At 46.2% G+C, this 15,900-nt stretch carries 19 protein-coding genes; 17 read left to right on the top strand and 2 right to left on the bottom strand.

Features of this window, described 5'->3' with window-relative positions; genetic code table 11:
* The first annotated feature begins 120 nt into the window (after positions 1 to 120).
* The 9 genes from BLW39_RS06005 (at position 121) to BLW39_RS05965 (ending at position 6,643) form a co-directional block, all read left to right on the top strand.
* Positions 121 to 987 carry an ABC transporter ATP-binding protein gene (locus tag BLW39_RS06005; protein WP_059378063.1) on the top strand — a complete coding sequence of 289 codons (867 nt, stop codon included), beginning with the start codon at positions 121 to 123 and terminating at the stop codon, positions 985 to 987.
* A 1-nt stretch (position 988) separates the two neighbouring features.
* Positions 989 to 1,846 carry an ABC transporter permease gene (locus BLW39_RS06000; protein WP_059377891.1) on the top strand — a complete coding sequence of 286 codons (858 nt, stop codon included), beginning with the start codon at positions 989 to 991 and terminating at the stop codon, positions 1,844 to 1,846.
* Positions 1,847 to 1,851: 5 nt separating this feature from the next.
* Positions 1,852 to 2,334, top strand: coding sequence for a LytTR family DNA-binding domain-containing protein (locus tag BLW39_RS05995; protein WP_059377895.1), 483 nt, complete (start codon positions 1,852 to 1,854; stop codon positions 2,332 to 2,334).
* A gap of 8 nt (positions 2,335 to 2,342) precedes the next feature.
* Positions 2,343 to 2,735, top strand: a complete 393-nt coding sequence (locus BLW39_RS05990; protein ID WP_059377899.1) for a DUF3021 family protein — start codon at positions 2,343 to 2,345, stop codon at positions 2,733 to 2,735.
* 99 nt (positions 2,736 to 2,834) lie between these two features.
* Positions 2,835 to 3,656, top strand: a complete 822-nt coding sequence (locus BLW39_RS05985; protein WP_059377902.1) for an energy-coupling factor transporter ATPase — start codon at positions 2,835 to 2,837, stop codon at positions 3,654 to 3,656.
* On the top strand, positions 3,632 to 4,600 hold the full coding sequence (locus BLW39_RS05980; RefSeq protein WP_074717851.1) for an energy-coupling factor transporter ATPase: 969 nt from the start codon (positions 3,632 to 3,634) through the stop codon (positions 4,598 to 4,600). Before BLW39_RS05985 ends, BLW39_RS05980 begins: the two co-directional genes overlap by 25 nt.
* Complete coding sequence (locus tag BLW39_RS05975) at positions 4,593 to 5,396, top strand: energy-coupling factor transporter transmembrane component T family protein (RefSeq protein WP_059378064.1); 804 nt, start codon at positions 4,593 to 4,595, stop codon at positions 5,394 to 5,396. Before BLW39_RS05980 ends, BLW39_RS05975 begins: the two co-directional genes overlap by 8 nt.
* Before the next feature lie 21 nt (positions 5,397 to 5,417).
* Positions 5,418 to 6,191, top strand: coding sequence for a tRNA pseudouridine(38-40) synthase TruA (gene truA / locus BLW39_RS05970; RefSeq protein WP_059377904.1), 774 nt, complete (start codon positions 5,418 to 5,420; stop codon positions 6,189 to 6,191).
* A 44-nt stretch (positions 6,192 to 6,235) separates the two neighbouring features.
* Positions 6,236 to 6,643, top strand: coding sequence for a pyridoxamine 5'-phosphate oxidase family protein (locus tag BLW39_RS05965; RefSeq protein ID WP_059378066.1), 408 nt, complete (start codon positions 6,236 to 6,238; stop codon positions 6,641 to 6,643).
* A 225-nt stretch (positions 6,644 to 6,868) separates the two neighbouring features.
* Here BLW39_RS05965 and BLW39_RS05960 read toward each other — a convergent pair whose 3' ends face one another.
* Positions 6,869 to 7,105 (bottom strand): hypothetical protein, encoded by a 237-nt coding sequence (locus BLW39_RS05960; RefSeq protein WP_059377907.1) that lies wholly within the window; start codon positions 7,103 to 7,105, stop codon positions 6,869 to 6,871.
* Between the two features lie 319 nt (positions 7,106 to 7,424).
* Between BLW39_RS05960 and rplM the strand changes: the two genes are divergently transcribed.
* A complete protein-coding gene (gene rplM / locus BLW39_RS05955; protein ID WP_059377917.1) occupies positions 7,425 to 7,868 on the top strand; it encodes a 50S ribosomal protein L13 in 444 nt (147 codons plus the stop codon).
* An 18-nt stretch (positions 7,869 to 7,886) separates the two neighbouring features.
* The gene (rpsI, locus tag BLW39_RS05950; RefSeq protein WP_059377925.1) at positions 7,887 to 8,282 is read left to right on the top strand and encodes a 30S ribosomal protein S9; all 396 of its coding nucleotides are present in this window, start codon (positions 7,887 to 7,889) and stop codon (positions 8,280 to 8,282) included.
* A 171-nt stretch (positions 8,283 to 8,453) separates the two neighbouring features.
* On the opposite strand, the gene BLW39_RS05945 is transcribed toward rpsI, so the two are convergent.
* On the bottom strand, positions 8,454 to 10,421 hold the full coding sequence (locus BLW39_RS05945; protein WP_059377933.1) for an ABC transporter ATP-binding protein/permease: 1,968 nt from the start codon (positions 10,419 to 10,421) through the stop codon (positions 8,454 to 8,456).
* 109 nt (positions 10,422 to 10,530) lie between these two features.
* Between BLW39_RS05945 and BLW39_RS05940 the strand changes: the two genes are divergently transcribed.
* The 6 genes from BLW39_RS05940 to BLW39_RS05915 all read left to right on the top strand — a co-directional run bounded on the left by BLW39_RS05940 (position 10,531) and on the right by BLW39_RS05915 (position 15,871).
* Complete coding sequence (locus BLW39_RS05940) at positions 10,531 to 11,130, top strand: TetR/AcrR family transcriptional regulator (protein ID WP_059377939.1); 600 nt, start codon at positions 10,531 to 10,533, stop codon at positions 11,128 to 11,130.
* Between the two features lie 437 nt (positions 11,131 to 11,567).
* The gene (locus BLW39_RS05935) at positions 11,568 to 11,873 is read left to right on the top strand and encodes a PadR family transcriptional regulator (protein ID WP_059377947.1); all 306 of its coding nucleotides are present in this window, start codon (positions 11,568 to 11,570) and stop codon (positions 11,871 to 11,873) included.
* A gap of 1 nt (position 11,874) precedes the next feature.
* Positions 11,875 to 12,429 carry a DUF1700 domain-containing protein gene (locus BLW39_RS05930; RefSeq protein WP_059377954.1) on the top strand — a complete coding sequence of 185 codons (555 nt, stop codon included), beginning with the start codon at positions 11,875 to 11,877 and terminating at the stop codon, positions 12,427 to 12,429.
* Between the two features lie 4 nt (positions 12,430 to 12,433).
* Complete coding sequence (locus BLW39_RS05925; RefSeq protein WP_059377959.1) at positions 12,434 to 13,129, top strand: DUF4097 family beta strand repeat-containing protein; 696 nt, start codon at positions 12,434 to 12,436, stop codon at positions 13,127 to 13,129.
* An 11-nt stretch (positions 13,130 to 13,140) separates the two neighbouring features.
* Positions 13,141 to 13,890, top strand: coding sequence for an ABC transporter ATP-binding protein (locus BLW39_RS05920; protein WP_059377962.1), 750 nt, complete (start codon positions 13,141 to 13,143; stop codon positions 13,888 to 13,890).
* 1 nt (position 13,891) lies between these two features.
* Complete coding sequence (locus BLW39_RS05915) at positions 13,892 to 15,871, top strand: FtsX-like permease family protein (RefSeq protein ID WP_059377966.1); 1,980 nt, start codon at positions 13,892 to 13,894, stop codon at positions 15,869 to 15,871.
* Positions 15,872 to 15,900: the final 29 nt, after the last annotated feature.

The raw sequence follows: 15,900 nt of genomic DNA, 5'->3' as shown, positions 1-15,900 counted from the left end.
CCAAATAACTTAAAGAAAAATTCGTAACCGCTTAGCCGCGCATTTGAACCGGATAGCGGTAAAGCCGAGATTTGCTCTGACAAAGTTGTTACTATGAGAACAACAAAGGAGAGGCAAATGATGATTTTACAGACGAAGGACTTAACTAAAACTTTTGCAGCAAAAACAGCTGTTAATAAAATTAATTTAGCAATACAGCGGGGCAGTCTGACCGCAATTCTCGGTCCTAATGGGGCGGGAAAGTCGACTACGATGCGAATGCTAACCGGTCTACTGAAGCCAACGAGTGGGACAATCACCTATGCCCCCAAGACCACAATTGGCGTGGTGTTTCAGGCCAGTGTTCTTGATGGTAATTTGACGGTGCGAGAAAATCTAAACCTGCGTGCCAAGCAATACCACCATGTGACTGCAGACTGGGTGACGACACTAATTCAGGATTTGGGATTGACTAATTTTACTGACCAACGCTACCAGACCTTGTCAGGAGGTCAAAAGAGACGAGTCGACATTGCCAGGGCCCTATTGAACAAGCCGGCTATTTTATTTCTCGATGAGCCAACGACGGGTCTCGACATCCAAACCCGGCTTGCGATCTGGGACCTGCTAAAAGACCTGCAGGAAAAAAGAGGATTAACCATCATCTTAACCACTCATTATTTGGATGAAACAGAAGAGGCGGATGAGGTTTATATTGTCGACCACGGTCAGATTATTGCCGAAGGGTCAGCCCAGTCGATCAAGCAAGAGTATGCCAAAAGTCGATTGACGCTCACCGGTAAAGATCTTACTTTGGCCGAACGATTAGGGCAAGCAGGACTGACTGTGTCGACCAACCACCTTGAAGAAATTGTGATTCGTGATTTGACGGCGGCAGAGGTAATTGATCTGCTCAGTCGATTTAAGGCAGAAATTGAAGACTTTGTCTACGTTGGTGGCAGCATGGATGATGCTTTTGTGAACTTGACAGGAAAGGAAATGCGTTGAAATGTTAGCATTAATTAAAAGAAACCTCTTACTTTATTTCCGTAACCGCAGTGGGGTGGTGATGTCGCTGATGGGCGCTGGAATTTCCTTTCTCCTCTTTATTATTTTCTTGAAAAAAGGAATCAGCAGCGATTGGACCGGCATTAGTCAAAAAAACCAGTTACTAGATACCTGGTTGATTGGTGGCACGCTGGCTGTTACCGGGATTACAACGACCTTTGCCAGCCTGTCGCAGCTCATCCACGACCGTGAGAACCACGTCTTAGAGGACCTACAATTAACGGATGTCCAGCCGTTTACCCTGCAAGCAAGTTACATTGTCAGTGCGGCCTTGATTGGTTTTTGCATGCAAGTCATGATGTTTGTGATTATGGCGGCTTACTTTGCGGTGGTAGACCAAATGACGTTCCCTTGGAACCAGCTGGGTGAACTGGTTTGGCTGATGGTGATCAGCGCGGTGCTGGCGACTTTAGTGAACTACCTGCTGGTTTACCGTCTAAACAATAGCGATACCCTTGGCAAATTAGGAACAGTAATCGGGACGGCAGTTGGTTTTTTGGTCGGAAACTACATCCCGGTTGGCTCTTTGCCAGACTTTGCCCAAAGCTTGATGAAGGTTACGCCTGGTTTTTACGTGGCTTCGCTCTACCGGCAAGTGCTGATGGACCCAACACTTAAATCGGTCTTTAGTGGCCAAGTAACTCGCTTACACAGTTTTGACCAGGAAATGGGTGTTCGGGTCCAATGGTCCGAACTACTGACCAAGACGCAAAGTTACGAATTTGTGCTAGTATTAATCATAGGATTAACACTGGTGGTAGCCCTTTTGGCAAAGCGGCAGACCAGCAAAAATGGGTAAGAAGGTTGACAGCGACTTTGGAAATTAACTTTGAGAACAATCCAAATTTGCCGGCGGATGCTGTGCAAGTCACGGTCACGGCCGCCCAAAAAGGCCCGGCTGTTGATGACCTCATGGCTTATTTGCAGCGCTACCAACCAGCAAAGACGTTGTCGGCCATGAATGACGTCATTACCGTCAAAACGGCCGATGAAATTCTCGTGATTAAAGTCGCGCAAATTATTTTAGTGGACGTTAATGGAGCGGAATTACTGATACAAACAGCCAACCAGCAAATTGTCAGTAATGAACGGTTAGCGCACTTTTTGGAACGGCTCAACCGGGATAACTTTGTGCAAATTTCCAAACACGCCGTGATCAACTTGGATCAGCTGCAATCGTTGTCGAATAGTTTTTCCGGCAATATGACGGCAATTCTGGCGGCAGGCAATAAAAGTACGGTCAGTCGACGTTATGTTAAAAATTTGACTGAAAAGCTGGGACTATAGGGGGAAGCATGAGACAAATACTATTGAAGGCGATTACCGGCTTGGAATATGGCTCGCTAACCTATCTGCTCGTCTTATTATTTTTTGGCGGTGGCATCGTCATCCGCAGCCAGGATATTGTAGCGATTTTAGTGATGAGCGCCGCTATTGGCATTTTGGGTCTGCTATTTAATATTGACCGGTTATCATATTTGCTGGCCTTGGTCTTGCACCTGTTGGGAACGATGGTTCTGGTTTCGCTAACGGAGTATTGGACGGATGCCTTTCATGGTAATTTGGCCAATTACCGCTTTTGGCTCTTGTTCTTTTCCTGCTACGTGGTGGTTTGGATCGTGATTAAGACGAAACAGGTCTTGCAAATTGAAAAAATTAACACGGCGCTTTCCAAGCGAAATCGCTAAAAGAAAAGAAGCGGGATAGCCGCTTCTTTTTTGTATAGAATCAAGACCAGACCGACCCTGCCGCCGTTTTACCGGTTAAATATGGTAAAATATTTGGTAATGATGAACGCAATTACAATCGACAATTTAAATTATGGCTACCAAGAAGGTGAGCCACTTTTCCAAGACTTCCAGCTAACGGTGCCAGAGGGGCAATGGCTTTCAATTGTTGGCCATAATGGTTCTGGTAAGTCGACGCTGGCAAAGCTAGTTTTGGGCCTATTGGAGGCACAGTCTGGCGACATTACCGTCTTTGGGCAAGAACTAACCCCGGCAAGCCTGGCGGCGGTCCGCGCTCAGGTGGGGATGGTCTTCCAAAATCCTGATAACCAATTTGTCGGGGCAACGGTTGCCGATGACGTGGCCTTTGGTTTGGAAAATCGCCAGGTGCCATCAGCAGAAATGCCAGCGCTGATTGAAGCGGCCTTGCAACAAGTGGGGATGGCAGACTTTGCTGACCGCGAACCACATACCTTATCCGGTGGGCAAAAGCAGCGGGTTGCCTTGGCTTCCGTTTTGGCATTGAAGCCCAAGGTCATCATTTTGGATGAGGCAACGGCGATGCTTGATCCAGCCGGGAAAAGCGCCGTTTTGGCCACTTTGCAGGAATTAAAGGCTAAGTACCAAGACCAGCTGACTTTGATTATGATTACCCATGATATGGATGAAGCGGCCTTGGCCGACCGGATTGTGGTGATTAATGATGGCGAACTTGCCCTTGATGAAAAACCAGCGGCATTGTTTGTCCAAGGGGCGGCCCTCAAGCAACTTGGCTTGGATCAACCATTTGAAACTCAATTACAAGAGGCGCTCCCAAAGGCACCCCAGCAGTACTTATCGAAGCAGGAGTTGGCTGCATGGCTATCAACATTGAAGGCTTAACCTTCCACTACGGTGGGGCGAAGCAATCACCAACAATTTTAGATGATATTAACTTAACGATACCCAGCGGTCGGATTACGGCGATTGTCGGCCAGACCGGCTCTGGAAAATCGACCTTGGTTCAGAACCTCAACGCCTTGCTCTTACCTAGTGGGGGACAAGTCGTGGTTGGTGACCAAGTCATCACCAGCAAGACCAAGGAAAAGGCCTTGCCGGCAGTCCGCGCCCAGGTGGGGATGGTCTTCCAATTTCCAGAAAATCAACTCTTTGCGGCGACCGTCTTAGAGGATGTCATGTACGGCCCAAAAAACTTTGGCAAAACGGCAGAAGAGGCGGAAGAACTGGCGAAGAAAGCCCTTAATCGGGTCAGTTTGGCCGAAGAATTTTGGCAACGATCACCATTTGACCTTTCAGGTGGGCAAATGCGTCGTGTCGCCCTCGCCGGTGTCTTAGCGATGAACCCTAAGGCAATGGTCTTTGACGAACCGGCAGCGGGCTTGGACCCGCAGGGGCAGTTGGAACTATTAGACCTCTTACGCAGCCTTCGAACAGAGGGCAAGACGGTTGTCTTGATTTCACACCAGATGGATCAGGTTTTGGCTCTTGCTGACCAGGTTGTTGTCATGCAAGACGGGCAAGTGGCCGCAGTCGAAGCGCCAGACCAGCTGTTCCAGCGAAGCCGCCAGTGGTTCTTGGATCATTCCTTGGATTTGCCAACACCGGTGGCCTTTGCTAAGGACTTAGAGGAAAAAGGGTATCATTTTGACCACTTACCCACATCGGTAGCGGATGTCGCTGCGCAGATTGCCAAGCAAGTCGACTGGTCACAGGTGACGGAGCCTGTTAATGTGGCTGGGGCTGATTGGCAGTCGCAACAAGCAAGCCAATCAAGCGCCGACCAAGTGCTCACTAGTAACAGCCGGGGAGGTGACCTTCATGAATAATCTTGTGATTGGTCAGTTCATTCCTGGGAAGGCTTGGCTGTACAAATTAGATCCGCGTACCAAAATTTTAGTGACGGTTGCTTACGTTTTTTTGCTGGTCTTTGCCAACCAGTGGCCAGCTTATTTGCTGGCGGCCGCTTTCTTAGGCTTGACACTGGTCTTAACTGGTCAAAGCCTTGCTCTTTACTGGCGGGGGATTAAGCCAATCTTGTGGCTGATTCTTTTTACAGTCTGCTTGCAGCTACTCTTTACCGGTGGGACGCCCGTTTTGTGGCACTGGTCCTTTATCACGATTACGGTGCCAGGTGTTGTGAACGCCTTTTATGTCATCGTGCGTTTTGTTTTGATTGTCTTGATGTCAACGGCGTTGACGCTCACGACACCACCAACATCGATTGCCAGCGCCTTGGAATCATTGCTGGCACCACTGAAGGCGATTAAGGTCCCAGTAGCCGAGCTGGCGCTGATGCTGTCGATTGCCCTTCGTTTTGTTCCATTGCTGATGGGGGAAACGGACAAGGTGATGAAGGCACAAAAGTCGCGGGGGATGTCATTGTCCACCGGGTCACTGTGGCAGCGGTCAAAGGCCGTCTTACCACTCTTGATTCCACTCTTTATCGGCGCCTTGCAACGGGCCCTAGACTTGGCCAACGCCATGGAGGTTCGTGGCTTCGAGAGTGCCGACAATCGGACTCGCTACCGCGTTTTGTCCTTTACACAGGCAGATGTCCTCGCAACCATTGCGACCATTGCCTTTACCGTTCTCTTCATCGGAACGCTATTGATTCACTTTTAATAACGAAAGGGGCTGGCCCATATGCCACGCTATCGTGCAATCGTTGCCTATGACGGCTCCGATTTTCTTGGTTTTCAAATACAAAGTAAACATGGGGTGGAACGCCACCGTACCGTTCAAGGTGAGCTAATCAAAGCCGTCAACCAAATGGGGAAGAACCCGGTTGAACGCATTAAGGTGGTTGGTTCCTCAAGAACCGACACCGGGGTCCATGCTAACGGTCAGGTGATTCATTTCGACCTCCCCTTTGATATTCCTGGTGAAAGTGTCCGCAAGGGATTAAATACGATTTTACCCCGGGATATTTTGATTAAGAAAGTCGACCAAGTTTCTGAAGACTTTCATGCCCGCTTTTCGTCACATTCAAAGCGGTATTACTACCGGGTTTCGACTCAGGATTACGTTGACCCCTTTAAGCGTCGTTACACCGGTCACTTTCATTGGCATTTAGACCCAGAGCGCATCAAGCAGGCGCTGCCTGATTTGATTGGTGAGCAGGACTTTACCACTTTTGCGGCTTCTGGTAATCAAACGACAACGAATATTCGCACGATTACTCGGGCGGATTTGGAAGTCAAAGAGGCTGAGCAGGAACTGGTTTTCACCTTCGAAGGGAATGCCTTTTTGTATAATCAAATTCGCATCATGGTCGGTGTCTTACTAGAAATCGGGACTGGCCGACGTCCAGTTGATGCCATTCCGGCTTTGATTGCGGCTAAAGACCGAGAACAGGCGCGTTATACAGCGCCAGCCGCCGGTTTATATTTGGATGAAGTGGCGTATAATGTTGACTAGGAAATTGACCAAAGTGGTTCAGAAATCAAATGATGGGAGACAACATGACTTTATTTGAAGAATTTATTCAAGCGGCTCGCGGCCTCGTTTTTGTCGCGACTGCCAAAGACAACCAACCCAGCTTGCGCATCATGGGCTTTGCAGCCGATCCAGCCAAGCCCAACGTTTGGTACTTGGTTTCACAACCGGATGCAGCGAAGCTCGTTGATTTGGCTGCTAACGACCAGGTAGCGGTTATGACACCCCTGAATGAAAATGGGGCTCGCATTGAAAGTAACCAGGCTACCATGGCTCGTTCAAACAAAAAGTGGGCTGATGTTCAGGAATACTTTACGAACCCGGTTTTTGCTAAGAACCACCCACATGCTGATCAGGAAGTTTTGTTGGAGTTAACGATACATTCTGCCCGTTTGTCAGCTTATGCTGGTGATGAAACCGTTACTTTTGATTGATAAAAAGGGCAATAAAAAACCCCAACCAAATGATGGTTGAGGCCTTTTTTATTTTCGCTGCCATTAAAAAACGTTGAACGTTCTAATGAGGAGAAGTAGGGTCGTGGCTAGGGCGACAGTCTGCAAAGCAGAAGTGGCTGGAGATGGAGAGGAATCCATCGGTTAGCCTGAGAAGCAGACCGGGCAGCATTCGGGTAGCCAGCAAAAACAAATGAAACCAGCCCCTTAATCAAAAGCTCGTTCCCAAACAGAAGAATGGACCTGATTTTTTGTGGATTGTTTTGTGCTAAGTGTTTTTAATCTTGAATCAGTATACTTTTTGATAGGGTGACTAATTGAAGTATCGTCAGACTGTGTATCATCATCAGCAACTGATGCATTAGCTCCGACAAAAATAAAAGTCATCAGAGCAATGAAGACCCAGAAGGGTTTCATTTTCCAAATATCGCGAAAATGAAGCATAGGCAAACCTCCTTGAATCAATTATAACACGATAGAAATTTATTTGTCACATAATATTTAATATTTGTAACATTAGGTCAATTCATTGGTATTGGGACCTTTCAAATTGATGGCCAAAAAATCGATTTTTTGTGATTTTTTATCATGAAATGTTTGTTTAAACAAAGTCGATAAATCATTGAAAACAATTGACAGGACGGGATTCATCGTATACAATGGTTGTTGGTATTGTTTACCTCACGATAAGCCCCGGAAACTTATTGTAAAAGTTAGGTAAGGAACGACCTAACATGTAAACAACTAATCAAAGGAGCGCGCCATGCGTACAACATTTTTAGCAAAGCCAAACGAAATCGAAAAGAAGTGGTACATCATTGATGCCAAGGACGTCGTATTAGGACGTTTGTCAACTGTAGTTGCTTCTATTTTGCGCGGTAAGAACAAGCCAACTTTCACTCCTAACGTCGACATGGGTGACAACGTCATCATCATCAACGCTAGCGAAGTAAAGTTGACTGGTAAGAAAGCAACAGACAAGATTTACTACCACCACTCAGATCACCCAGGTGGTTTGAAGGAACGTACTGCCGGTAACTACCGTCAATATGATCCTGAAAAGTTGTTGGAATTGTCAATCAAGGGTATGTTGCCAAAGACATCTTTGGGTCACAAGCAAGGTTTGAACTTGCACGTGTACGCTGGTGCAGATCACAATCATGCTGCCCAGAAGCCTGAAGTACTTGACATCAACAAGTTGGTCTAAGAAAGGAGTGCCGATAATATGACTGCAGCAGTACAATATGCCGGAACTGGTCGTCGTAAGAACTCAGTTGCTCGGGTCCGTTTGGTTCCCGGTAACGGTGCCATCACTATGAATGGTAAGGCTATCGAAGACTACATTCCTTTCCCTAACTTGCGTGAAGTTGTTTTGCAACCATTCAACGCTACTGATACTTTGGGTAACTATGACGTTTTGGTTAACGTTAATGGTGGTGGATTCTCTGGTCAAGCCGGAGCCACTCGTCACGGTATTGCCCGTGCCTTGCTCACTGTTGACCCAGACTTCCGTTCTGCATTGAAGCAAGCTGGTCTTTTGACCCGTGATGCTCGTATGAAGGAACGTAAGAAGCCAGGTTTGAAGAAGGCCCGTAAGGCTTCACAGTTTTCAAAGCGTTAATATTTACATTATCGTTTTACGAGAACAAAGAAAAGCATCAACCGATTTCGGTTGGTGCTTTTTTGTTGGTAAAAAAGTTAGCTAATTCCAAAAAATGTTTGAGAACATAAAAAGCCGCTACCCGAATGGGTGGCGGCTTTTACTGTATCATTATTTGTTGATTTACCAAACTTAATCGGCTGCCAAAGCATCAATTGGGTTGAGCTTTGAAGCACGACGGGCTGGGAGCATAGCGGCAAACAATGAAATCAAGATTGCCAAGACGAAGGCAGTAATGACGTTGCCGGCAGTAATTTGCACGAAGGCATAATCGGCAGTGCCCTTCAAGGCAGCATTGACAGCAGCTTCAGCTACGAAGGCTAATCCTGTTGCAAAGACTGCTGAAAGCAAACCGGTAATCAATGATTCAGTAATGAATAACCATTGAATGTCGCTCTTAGATTCACCGATAGCTCGGAGAATTCCGATTTCCTTGGTACGGGCAGAAACAGACATGTACATCGTCACGATGATCATCAAAGCTGAAACAATCAATGAAATTCCGGCGATGGTTGCCAAGACGTTAGTAGCCAAGTTGACGTAAGTTTGTGCTTGGTCAATGATGCTCATCACAGAAGAAGTCTTGTAAAGGCGGTTTGAAGAGCTGTCCTTAATTTGGTCAATCTTCTTCGTTGTGGCCTTAACGTTATCCATGTCATCAACCTTCAAGTTCAATGAACTTGGGGCAGTTGACAAGCCGGCCTTTTCCAAGGCGTTTTGCATGGTCTGAGTGCTGGTAATTCCTTGTGGAATACCCTGGCTGTTGGCCTTAATCACTCCAGCAATCTTGGCGTCAATTGTCACGTTCGTTGCTGACTGGCCATTTTGGACCATGTAAGTCATGGTAATTAATTGACCAATCGCATCCTTGTAATTACTGTAGCCAAGACGCTTTGTCACAGTCGTTTCATTCAAAAGCACTTCATTGGTCTTTGGTGCGTGACCAGCTTCGATGTTGTCAGTAGTGTTTTCTGAACTCCAGTTGGTTAATGAAGTAATCGTTGCCGACTTACCATTGACAGTAGCGTTGACGTTGGTTGCGCTATAAGAGTTTTCCACCTTTGACACGTGCTTTGTGTCTTTAATCTGCTTGATTTGATCAGCGGTAAAGGTTTGCTTATTACCACCACCAAGCAAAGCAGCAGCACCAGATTCGCCATCGGTTTCCTTGCTATAACGACTAACCGTCACGGATTGTGGGTTGGCTACTTTGGCAATCTGATCACCGATATAACCTGAAATTCCGTTTCCAAGACCTGAGAACAAGACCACGGCAAACAAACCAATAGCCGTTCCCAAAATAATTAATGAGTTGTGCTTCAAATTGTATTTGAAGTGCTTAGCTGCAGTTCGCACACTGGCCATCAATGGCAATGGACGAGAACCAAGCATTTCTTGGTCAGTCGTTCCAAATGCGGGCTTGATTCGTTCGTCTGATTCAATCTGGCCATCGGCCAAACGCACAATCCGCGTTCCGGCATCAGCGACCGCCTGCGAGTGGGTAACCGTAATGACCAAACGGCCTTCCTTAGCGATGTCGTTTAACAACTCCAAAACTTCTTGGGTGTTTTCAGCATCCAAGGCACCAGTTGGCTCATCGGCAATGATGACCTTGGGATCAGAGGCAAGGGCACGCGCGATGGCGACACGTTGCTTTTGACCACCAGACAATTGGTTGGGGTACTTTTTAATTTGCTTTTCCAAGCCAACCTTTTGCAACAGTTCCTTGGCGCGGGCTTCACGCTGCTTCTTATTCAAGGTCGTCATGTCTAATGACACTAAGACGTTGTCGAGCACGGACAAATGTGACACCAAGTTATAGGATTGGTAGATGTAACCAATCGTTTCCCGACGGTAACGGTCTAATTCCTTTTCTTGTTTGTGGTCCAAGAGGTTACCCTTCACCAAAACTTCACCAGAGAAGTTTCGATCCAGACCACCGATGATATTCATCAATGTTGATTTTCCACCTCCGGATTCACCCAGGATAGACACGAAGTCTCCGAGGTCAAAGTCGAGGTTAATTCCCTTTAAAACAGGGAATTCTTCTTTCCCCAGGAAATAAGACTTTTTAATGTTCTTTAACTCTAAATATGACATAAGCTTCCTTCCAACAATAAACTTAAATATTGTTAAGCTATATTAAACCTTTTATTGCAATCAATGTCAACCTATAATAAAATAAATTATCGAACAAGGAGACATTCGTGTGAAAAGAGAAGAATTAAAACAATTAAACCGCCAGAAAATCTTAGCAGCGGCAACGACACTCATGACACAACGAGGTATTCATGACACTGGGATGAAAGATGTCAGCTTGCAGGCAGGAATCTCGATTGTCACGATGTATAAATATTTCCCGACAAAAGAGGAACTGACTGAGGAAGTGGTGCTGAACTTTTACCGTGATCGTTTTAAGCCAATCGTCGATATGGCGGAGGAAACGGAAGCAACTTTTGCCACAATTATTAGGGCTTTCAAACGTGAAGGAGAAGACTGCGAGCGGGTTCTAGGTGAAGCGACTTTCCGCGAGTTTCAACGGGTGATTAAGCAATCAAAGGTTGTTTATGATTATCTATATAATACTCAGATGGCTGTGATGTCCACGCTCATTCAAAAGGGACGAGCAAGTGGTGAAATCAATACACCTGCTTCTGATGATGTGTTATTGATGGTAATATCTTGGATTTTTACTCAGCTGGGTCAGATGAAAACTGACTTAAGTAAGGAACAAGTTCAGGGCCTTCAATGGATTCTGCGTTATGGAGCAGCTGGCCGACCAGAAGATCAGAAAAAGTCTTTTGAATAAAGAAAACCACCAACCGTATTCGGTTGGTGGTTTTTGTTTGACATCCCTCATTGAGATAAGAAAAAGTCGGAATAAAAACAACCATTCACTATTCTCACACAGAAATGGTTGTTTGAAGCTAAAGACAGCTATCACTGGCGTGACTTGCTGGGAAGAGCCGGTCAGTCCAGTCCGACTCTTTTCTTTATGCCCTCATTATAGCACCGTTTTCTAATCGGTGACAAACGGGCGCATTTGCATAAGAATGATCATCATTTATTTAGGAGGCTGCAGCGAAGTGCAGTCCTTTTTTTGTGAAAAATTCCAAAATCAACGCTTTTAATCCATGGCAAGTGCTGATTCTTCAATAATTTACAATAATTTTTATATTTTTATCTATACCTATTTGACAAACCATATTATATGACATATAGTATTAGATGTTAAGGAGTATCGTAATGAAAATTAAAATTCCTAATCTCGTCCTCGAAGCCGTCGTCTTGCAGACGCTCAGCAAAGAGGAATTATACGGTTATGTCATAACCAAACAAATTCAAGCAGTGATTCCAATCTCTGACTCGACAACCTATCCGATATTACGGCGGCTCGAACAAAAGGGCTACGTGACAACGCGCTCGGCCATCTTTGATGAACGGACGCGCAAGTACTATTGCTTAACGGATGAGGGACGGGCCCATTTGACTGAAGCAAAAGCAGAATGGGAAACCTTTGTTGAGCAGGTGAATGAAATTTTGGGAGAGTAAGATGAGCTATTTAACGAAACTAGAAAAAGAATTAAAGGGCCTGCCAGATCAGGAACGTAATGACATTTTGGAATATTATCGGGAATACCTCGAAGATGGGGGATTGTCAGACCAAGAAGCCAGTACTACTTTGGGAACTCCTGAAGAGCTAGGCGAAAAAGTTAAGAACGACTACTATACGGAAAATGGGGAACAAGTGCCACCATATAGCCAGCACACTACCGCTTTTAAGATTTTGATTACCGTGCTGGTTGTATTATCTTTGCCGGTGACACTACCATTCTTTGGTGGGCTATTCTTTACCCTCTTCATGCTGCTCTTTGTCTTCATCATTTTATTGTTGTTTGCAACGGCGGCGGGTGTGGCATTCTTCATTTACGGCCTCTTCAGCATTTTTCATACATTTTGGTCAGGCATGTTCTTTACCGGCTTGGGGATTTTCTTCATCGGTTTGATGTTGTTAGCAATTCCGGCAATCTTGTTCGTGACTCGCAAAGTCATTCGCGGAGTTGTTGAGCTCAGCCGTTGGTTAGTCCGTCAGTGGGAAAGGATTTAAAATCATGAAAACAACTTTAAAGTTAGGAACCTTTCTACTCGTTTTAGGGGCAGTAATTGCCTCGGCTGCAGCCATTGTGGCTCGACCTGGTGAGATTAATTTTAAACGGGTTTCGCTTGTCCAGGGAACGAAGGATTTCACCGCCGATCTCACGCCAGGTTTGCCTAGCCAATTAGAGGCAGATAACATTCAGGGCATCAAAGTGAATACCACCAATTATGACATCGTTGTTAAGAGTGGTGACCAGTACTCGGTTCGGGAAATTGATAGCAGTAAAACCCCCTTGTTCCGCAGTCAAGTCGTCAATAACCAGTTGCTGGTCAATAAGGATCCAGCCGAAGCCCACACTTCCGAGAATGGTGGGACCCGGCTAGAAATTACCATTCCGGCGAATGCTAATTTGCAAAATGTGATCTTGCAGTCGAAGAACGGCAACATCAGCTTGAACCAAATCAGTACCAAGCAAGTACAAATCGATAATAAAAATGCCGATATTGCATTGAACCAAGTCACAGTCACGGATGGCGGAACTATCAACAATACAATGGGTGATATTGATGTCACGCAAAGCCAGTTGCCTGCCAGTGAAGCGGAATCAACGAATGGGGATGCTTCATTAAAGGGACAGTACACCATGACCTTTGGTGACAATGCCAAATTGAAAATCAAAACAAAGAACGGCGATATCGCCTTCAAATAAGGAAAAGTACAATGACATTATTAGAACTAAAGCACGTTCAAAAGACCTACCCAGATAGTCAAAACAAGCAGGTCCTTCAGGACATTTCACTGACAATCAATGAGGGTGACTATGTTGCCATCATGGGTGAGTCCGGTGCTGGAAAAACGACTTTGCTGAACATTATGGCGACTTTGGACAATCCCACAGCCGGTTCGATTAAGCTGAACGGGGTTGAAACGACCAAACTATCCGATAGCAAAAAGGCAGTCTTCCGCCGGGAAAATTTGGGCTTTATCTTTCAATCCTTTGATCTCTTAGACATCTTCAATAATCGCGATAACATTTACCTGCCCTTGGTCTTAACCAAGGCTAAGAAAAAGGTGATGGACCAACGCCTGGCCGCTTTGGCACCGCGTCTGGGCATCCAAGAATTGTTAGACAAGTATCCGAGCCAAATTTCTGGTGGGCAGCGCCAACGTGTGACGGCTGCCCGGGCCTTGATTACCGAACCAGCCTTGATTTTGGCCGATGAACCAACCGGGGCCTTGGATTCTAAGACGGCCCAGGAAATGTTGCAAATTTTCCAAGAGGTGAACGCTGCGGGACAGACCATCGTGATGGTTACCCACTCCTCATTGTCGGCCTCTTATGCCAAAAAGACTCTCTTTATCCGCGATGGTCGCATTAAAACAGAACTCGACCGCGGGGAAATGTCTCAAGAAGAATACCTTTCAGCGATTTCACAACAGCTGACGGAGTTGACGAAAGTAGGTGAATAAGATGTTGAGCCTACGTTTTGCCTTACAAACGCTGAAGAAGGACCTCCGTCACTACGGTTTGTTCATCTTTGCTAACGCCTTCTTGTTGATGGTTAACGCCATGTTCTTTGCGATTCGCAATAATCATAGTATTGCGCCCTCTGAATACGGCAAAATCATCAAGGCGGTGATGGTCCTTGGACTGGTCCTGTCGCTTTTGGTCGGGGCAGTCTTCATCTTCTATGCAAATTCCTTCGTAGCCGGCCGGCGCCAACGACAAATTGGGACACTTTCGATGCTTGGCATGTCTCGTTTTCAAGCCGCTATGGTCGTCGCCTGGCAGTCAATCGGTTTGTGGTTGATGACGGTGGTTCTTGGTGTGTTAGCTGCTTACGCTGCGCTGTTCTTGGCCTTTCCGGTCTTGAATAGTTTGGCTGGTGGTCAGCACTACAAGGCCGCTATGGATGGTCAAACGATTATCATTGTTGCCATGATTTACGCCGCCTTGTTCTTCTTAATGACGGTGGTGGAATGGTTGAAGATTGGCCGGACGTCCTTGATTGATTTGACCAAGTCAGATCAAAAGGTTGCAAAGGAGCCAAAGGCCAGAGCTTTATTTGGAATTTTGGGCTTCGTGACTTTGTTCTTGGGTTACTGGCTAGCCTTGATGACCAAGCCCAGCCTTGATGCTTTGTTCTCATTCATTTGGGCTGTTGGTCTGGTGATTGTTGGGACCTACCTGGTGATGATTGTTGGGATTGGCTGGTTCTTGAAGCGGTTGCGCAAAAACCAGAAGTACTACTACCAGGATAAGCACTTCATTCCGGTTTCCGGTTTGTTATTCCGAGTGAAAAATAACGGAGCCGGGTTGGCTTCGGTCGCTATCCTCTTCACCACAATTGTCGTGGCCTTGACGGCAGCGATTTCAATGCAGCAGGTCACAAGCAAATTTGGCCAGTACCTGCCTTATGATACGACGATTAGTAAGGCCCAGCAGTTGTCAGCGACTGACCTCGTTCAGGTCCAGCAAACGGCAGCTGCCCATGACCTGTCTTTGAGTCAAGTTCACCAACTGGCCGCAACGACACCAATCTTGTCGCAAATTGACTCTAATGGGAAGATTAGCCGCTATACCGGCACTGGTGACATTTTATCCAAACCAGTGGTGCGGATGATGACGGCTGCCAGCTTGCAAAAGTGGCAGGGCAGCACGGTCACTTTGGCCAATGATGAGGTCGGCGTTTATGCTACCCACAACAAGTCGGTGCCAAAGCAATTGCAAATTGCCGGTAAGACTTATCGAGTGAAGGCAATCCATGACTTTAAGGCCCCAGATTCGACGGCCCCTTCTGGCCCAGGTTATTACTATGTCGTGGTCAACCAAGACAGTCAGTTGACTGACTTTTTGAAGGATGTCCAAAGCACCGGTAATGTTAATATTCAAATTGGTGACCTGGCTGATGCCGTGACGTATTTGTACGCCTATGATGTTCGGGGCACGAAGGAAAATGAAATTGCCTTCAGCCAAGATTTGCAAAAGCTTTCTTGGGCTAATGATGAAACTGGTGCTCAAATCACCGATCGGGCCGATGCCGTGAAGAGTATTCAGACTGTCTTTGGTAGTTTGGTCTTTGTCGGTGTTTTGACATCGATTGTTTTGGCCTTTACGACCATCCTAATTGTCTACTACAAGCAGGTGGCTGAAGGGCTAGTCGACCGACAAAACTTCAAAAAGATGCAACGGATTGGCCTGAGTTTGGCCGAGACCAAGCAAATGATTAACCGACAGATTCGTTTGCTGTTCGGCTTGCCACTGTTGCTCTTGGTCTTAAATGCGTTCTTTGCCTTCCCAATTTTGAAAACTGTTTTCAAAACATTGGGGATGTTTGATGCCTCAATCTTCATTCCGGTCATGGTGACCGTGACTGGAATTGTGATTCTGGTTTACTTGCTGACATACTGGTTAACGAGCAAGCGCTACCAGCAAATAGTGAATAGTTAACCGCGCTAACTTTAATCTGCTTATATTTT

This window comes from Fructobacillus pseudoficulneus (assembly GCF_900108455.1).
Lineage (GTDB): Bacteria > Bacillota > Bacilli > Lactobacillales > Lactobacillaceae > Fructobacillus > Fructobacillus pseudoficulneus.
The sequence above is the reverse complement of the archived record's forward strand: the minus strand, read 5'-3'. Positions and strand labels throughout refer to the sequence as shown.